The 4,432-nt window shown below is 70.2% G+C and carries 3 protein-coding genes; all 3 read right to left on the bottom strand.

Annotation, left to right across the window (positions count from 1 at the left end):
* Positions 1–2,480 (bottom strand): MMPL family transporter (locus ACLN58_RS18440; protein WP_415856700.1); only part of this gene is annotated, 2,480 nt, incomplete at its 3' end.
* A gap of 72 nt (positions 2,481–2,552) precedes the next feature.
* Positions 2,553–3,173, bottom strand: coding sequence for a TetR/AcrR family transcriptional regulator (locus tag ACLN58_RS18435; protein WP_415856699.1), 621 nt, complete (start codon positions 3,171–3,173; stop codon positions 2,553–2,555).
* Positions 3,174–3,383: 210 nt separating this feature from the next.
* On the bottom strand, positions 3,384–4,432 hold a 1,049-nt coding region (locus tag ACLN58_RS18430), incomplete at its 5' end, for a DUF885 domain-containing protein (RefSeq protein ID WP_415856698.1).

The following is a 4,432-nucleotide window of genomic DNA, read 5'->3' as shown; positions in this document are numbered from 1 at the left end:
CGGCTGGCGGGCTCCGCGACGCGCGGGGTGGGCTCCGCCGTCGTCCGCTCGAGCTGGGCGCCCTCGATGTCGAGGTCCGGGAGGATTCGCTGGAGCCAGCGCGGCAGCCACCATGCGCCCCTTCCGATGAGGCGCATGACCGCGGGGACGAGGGTCATGCGGACCACGAACGCGTCCAGCAGCACGCCGAGCGCGAGCGCGAAGCCGAGTGGCCGGATCATCGTGACGTGGCTGAAGATGAAGCCCGCGAAAACGCTCACCATGATGATCGCGGCGGCCGTCACGACGCGCGCCGCGTGGCGGAAGCCGGTCTTGACGGCGAGGTGCGCCTCCTGGCCGTGGACGTACGCCTCGCGGATCCCCGACGTGATGAACACCTGGTAGTCCATCGCGAGACCGAACAGGATGCCGATGAGCAGGATCGGCAGGAAGCTCAGCACGGCCCCGGGGTGCGTCACGTCGAAGACCGGACCCAGCCAACCCCACTGGTACACCGCGACCACCGAGCCGAACGCGGCCCCGAGGGAAAGCAGGAACCCGCCCGTTGCGAGGAGCGGCACGAGGAGCGAGCGGAACACGAGCAGCAGGAGCACGAGCGAGAGGCCGACGACGATCGCGAGGTACGGCGGCAGCGCATCGGCGAGCTTCGACGAGACGTCGACGTTCGCGGCCGTCTGGCCCGTGAGTCCGATCGTGACCCCGGTCGCGCTCTGGATCGTCGCGCCCTTCGCCCGGAGGTCGTTGACCACCTGGACGGTGCTCGCGCTCGCGGGACCGTCGGTCGGGATGACCTGGAACACGGCCGTGCGGCGGTCGTCGCTCAGCGCGACCGGGACGGCGGCCGTGACGCCCTGAACCGAGCGGAGCTGGTCCGCGACGTCGTACTGCTTGGTCTTCGCGGCGGTCGCGTCGAGGCCCGATGGGAACTCGCCGACCACGACGATCGGGCCGGTCATGCCCTGGCCGAAGTACTTGCCGGTGGCGTCGTAGGCCTGGTAGGCGCTCGACTCGACGGGCTCGGAGCCGCCGTCGGGGAGCGCGAGCCGCAGCTGGGCGGCGGGAAGGGCCAGGGCCCCGAGTACGAGCACGGACGCGACGAGCGCGATCCACGGGTGGCGCGTGACCCACGCGCCCCAGCCGTGCTCGGCCTTCGCGAGGTCCTCGCGAGCCTCAGCCTCCTCGTGGCCGGCCTTGGCGTTCTGCGCGGCGGCCTTCTTCCAGCGCCGCTTTGAGATGATGCGCTTGCCCGCGAAGCCGAGGATCGCCGGGAGGAGCGTGATCGCGACGAGGACCGACACGGCGACCGTTGCAGCCGCCGCGACGCCCATGACGGCGAGGAACGGCAGGCCCGGAACCACGAGCGCGGCGAGCGCGATGATGACCGTGAGGCCCGCGAAGAGGACCGCGTTGCCGGACGTGCCGATCGAGAGCGCGACCGACTCGCGCGGGGCCATGCCGTGCAGGAGTTGGGTGCGGTGGCGGTTGACGATGAAGAGCGAGTAGTCGATCCCCACCGCGAGGCCGAGCATGAGCCCGAGCATGGGGGTCGTGGAGCTCATCTGGATCACGCCGGTCAGGGCGAACGTCCCGCCCACGCCCACGCCGACGCCCACAAGGGCCATGAGCAGCGGGAGCCCCGCCGCGACGAACGTGCCGAGCATGATCAGGAGCACGATCGCGGCGATGATCACGCCGGTGGCCTCCGAGGGCCCGAACAACTGGGAGATGTCCTGCGTGAGTTCCTTGCTCGCGTAGGAGTGGACGCCCGGAACCTGGGCGGCGAGGTCCTGGACCTTCTGGCGGAGGTCGGCCGGGAGCGCGTCCGTGGACTTCGTGAACTGGATCGTGGCGATCGCGGCCTTGCCGTCGCTCGAGACGAAGCGCAGCCCCTGCGAGGCCTGGGCCTGGCGTGCGCCGAGCCCAAGGTCGGCCTTCTTCTGCGTGAGCTGCGCGCGGCCGTCGTCGATCTTGGCCTGGGCGCTCGCCGTGGCCTGCGCGATCGCGTCGGCGGGCATGCCCTGCGCGGCGAGCGCCTGCTTCTGGGCATCGAGCTGCTGCTGGCCCGCGGTCAGCTGGGCGTCCGCGTCCGCGATCTGCTTCTGCCCGCTCACCACCTGGGCGGCCGCGTTGTCGAGCTGGGTTTGGGTGGCGAACGGGTCCGTGTCGCTCTGGACGCCGTCGAGGCCCTTGATCTGCGCGAGGGCGTCGCTGATGCCCTGCCTCTGGGCGGAGGTGAAGGCCGCGTCCGGCGACTCGAAGACAATGCTCGCGCTTCCCCCCGCGGACGAGGGGAGGTCCGTCTTGAGCTTGTCGAGCATGCGCTGGGTCTCGGTGCCGGGGATCTGGAACGTGTTGCTCAGGGCCCCATGGAACGCGGCCACGGACCCGCCGACGGCGAGGAGCACCACGATCCAGAGCGAGAGGACGAGCCACCGACGGTCGTACGCGAAGCGGCCGAGGCGATAGAGGAGGGTAGCCATGATGCCTTCTGTGGGTGAGAAATGGCGGGTGGGCGGGAACAGGCTGGTGAGGACCTGCCCGAAGACTGCGGCCTAATGAACGGCGAAGCCGGTCCTGAGGTGGGCAAACGAGCTGATGAGCAGCTCGCGGAGCCGCTCAAGGGACGACGGCGAGAGGTCGCCGCCGCGTTCGGCCAGCCACACCTCGAGGGCGGCCTTGCCGCACGACATGACGCAGCCGGCGAGGGCATGCACGTAGATCGCGTCGAGGGCGTTGCCTTCGCGCTCGCGGATCGCGGTCACGATCTTGTCGCTGCACTCGTCGAACGCCTGCAGCTGGTAGCGGGTCACGGTCTCGTGCCCGTGTGAGATGAGGAACGATTCGGCCATCGGCTCGATGAACTCGTTGTCCGCGAGGGCGAGGAGCACCTCGATCGCGGAGTCGAGCAGCGGTTCGCCCTCGGGGCGCCCGCGGAACCCTTCGAGCGCGGCGTCGAGGAAGCCGAACGTCGGCGCGGCGATCGCTTCCTCCGCGCTCGAGAAGTAGTTGAAGAAGGTGCGGCGGGAGACGCCTGCGGCGTCGGCGATGTCCTCGACGGTGAATTCGCCGAGCCCGCGCTCGCGCGCGAGGCCGACGGCGGCGAAGACGATCGACTGTCGCGTCGCGGCCTTGTTGAGCTCGCGGCGGGACGGCGCGTCAGAAGAGGTGGTCACGTGATTACACTAAGTGCAACTTTGCACTCTGTGCAAACTTGAGACGGAAACTCTCGCCTCCCCTCCGTTGCGGGGTCCCGTGCGGGTGGCCGGTGGTCAGCGGGCGGTGGGCATAGCTGGCAAACCGATGGCGCGGCATTCCAGGAAGCCCGGAATGCCGCGCCAGTCGGCCAAATTGTTACGCTATTCCCGCTCGCAGAGTGAACAGTCTCACGCGAGGAGCGCCCTCCGGAGCGTGTCGAGCCCCACCGACCCGAGGTTGAGCGCCCGCGTGTGGAACTCCTTGAGGTCGAACTCGCGGCCCTCGGACTCGGCGCGGGCGGCGAGCTCGGCCCGGGTCTGCTCCCACAGCCGCTGCCCGACCTTGTACGACGGCGCCTGGCCCGGCCACCCGAGGTAGCGGTGGTACTCGAAGTCGAGCTGGCCGTCGGAGATGTCGAGGTTCTCGCGAAGGAACGCGTAGCCCTTCTCCGGCGTCCAGGTTCCCGAGCCCCAGCGCTCGGGGACCTCGAGCTCGAGGTGCACGCCGATGTCGAACACGACGCGGGCCGCGCGCATGCGCTGCGCGTCGAGCATGCCCATGCGATCGCCCGGATCGGACAGGTAGCCGAGCTCGTCCATGAGCCGCTCGGCGTAGAGCGCCCAGCCCTCGCCGTGGCCCGACACCCAGCAGATGAGCCGCCGCCAGCGGTTGAGCAGCTCGCGCTGGTACACCGCGGTGGCGCACTGGAGGTGGTGCCCGGGAACGCCCTCGTGGTAGACGGTCGTCGTCTCGGACCACGTGGTGAACGAGTCCTCGCCCGCGGGGACGGACCACCACATCCGGCCCGGGCGGGAGAAATCGTCCGAGGGGGCCGTGTAGTAGATGCCGCCGTCCTGCGTCGGGGCGATCATGCACTCGAGCTTCCGCATGGGCTCGGCGATGTCGAAGTGGGTCTCCGAGAGGTCGGCGACGGCGCGATCGGAGAGGCCCTGCATCCACGCCCGGAGCGCGTCTGTCCCGTTGAGCTGACGCGCGGGGTCCGCGTTGAGCGCTTCCTTGGCCTCGGCGATCGTGGCGCCTGGCTTGATCTGCTGGGCGACGGCCTCCTGCTCCGCGATGATGCGGTCCAGCTCCGCCACGCCCCACGCATACGTCTCCTCGAGGTCCACGGCCGCGCCGAGGAAGCGGCGCGAGGAGAGCGCGTAGCGCTCGCGCCCCACGGCGTCCTGCTCGGGGGCCTGAGGCAGAAGCTCGCCCTCGAGGAAGTCCGCGAGCT

The organism is Sinomonas sp. G460-2 (genome assembly GCF_047759905.1).
GTDB lineage: Bacteria > Actinomycetota > Actinomycetes > Actinomycetales > Micrococcaceae > Sinomonas.
This window is presented reverse-complemented; position numbering and strand designations above follow the sequence as displayed.